This window comes from Streptomyces sp. NPDC006624 (assembly GCF_040611555.1).
In the GTDB taxonomy this organism is placed as follows: Bacteria; Actinomycetota; Actinomycetes; order Streptomycetales; family Streptomycetaceae; genus Streptomyces.
Window position 1 is genome coordinate 1 of record NZ_JBEXOM010000065.1, and the last position, 1,345, is coordinate 1,345.

Sequence of the window (1,345 nt, forward strand, 5' to 3'; positions counted from 1 at the left end):
TTTCGCCTCTGAAGTAAACGATGTCGAAGTCGCGATGCTCCGACCTCCCCGCGAACTGCGGAGCAGGCGGGCTCCAGGCGCCGACGGGCGTGGCCTTCGCGGTCGCCGGGCACGCCGGCGCCTGATCGTTGTAGAACGCCTCCAGTTCCGCGACCGCAAGCGCTTCGGTGGAATGCCGCACGCCGCTGCCGAGCGTGGCGTCGTAACCCCAGTCCGGATCCAGCGGCCGTTTCAAGCCCATCCAGTAAGTGATGGTGCCTTTTCCATCGGCGCGCAGCAGATTGTCTTTGACGACGGTAACGAAGGGATACGGATTAGGACCCTGTCCACCGTAAGGCAACGCCTTGATCGCGTCGGCGGCCTGTTGATAGGTGTTGTGGGATTGGGCTTGGCCGGTGGGAACGACGATCTTCCACGCGATCTGGCTTTCCTGCGCGGCGGCCACCGGAACGAAGACCGCTGCGAGCCAGACCGAGGCGAACATCGAAAGCCAAGACTTGGCGCAGCGGCCGAATTTGCGCTGCGCGAAACGCATCCCTGAGAGCATGTTCGAACCCGAGAACGAAGGGCTGCGGCGCCGACGGCTGTCGCCTGAGCGCCGGGGCTGTCGTCGTTGATCGCCCGCCGATATTTTCGTTATCGGCGATGCAGAGATTCAAGTTCGAAAAAACAGTGTTTTTTTACTCACTTCCGGTGCATTTCCGCACGGCAATCGCCAAGCAAAAACGGACGCCTCGCAGCGTCCGTTTTCTATCCAGCCGACATCGGCGCATCGCTCCGACAGTCCACCGAGGACCGCCGCGAAGCCTTGCCTACAGCGACAACCGCTCGCGCAACTCCCGCGACTGCCGCCGCGACACCTCGACCCGACTGCCGTCCTTGAGCTCGAGCTCGTAGCCGTCGCCCACCGCCAGTTCCACCGACTTCACCGAGCGCAGGTTGACCAGGGTGTTGCGGTTGGCGCGGAAGAACAGCGATGGGTCCAGGCGCGCTTCCAGAGCGCTGAGGCTGCGCGCCAGCAACGCGCATTCGTTGCGGAACCAGACCCGCGCGTAGTTGCCGTCGACTACGATGCGGTGGACTTCGCGCAAGGCCACGAACCAGCAGCGCTCGCCGTCGCGCAGGAACACCTGGTCGTCGGCGCCGAGCGGGCCGCGCGGCTCGCTCGGCGCGGTCTCGGGGGGCAGTCGCTGGCGCGCGCGTTGCAGCGCCGCGGCCAAGCGCCCGGGTTCGACCGGCTTGACCAGATAGTCCAGCGCGTTGGCTTCGAAGGCCTGCACCGCGTATTGGTCGTAGGCCGTGGTGAACACCACCAGCGGCGCGCTGTCGAGCCCGGCGATGACGT

2 protein-coding genes are annotated in these 1,345 nt (G+C 65.3%); both read right to left on the reverse strand.

The window, feature by feature from the left end; translation table 11 throughout:
• A partial coding sequence (locus ABZY20_RS37175; RefSeq protein ID WP_356447947.1) for a hypothetical protein occupies positions 1-535 on the reverse strand: 535 nt, incomplete at its 3' end.
• 277 nt (positions 536-812) lie between these two features.
• Positions 813-1,345 (reverse strand): LytTR family DNA-binding domain-containing protein (locus ABZY20_RS37180; protein ID WP_356447949.1); only part of this gene is annotated, 533 nt, incomplete at its 5' end.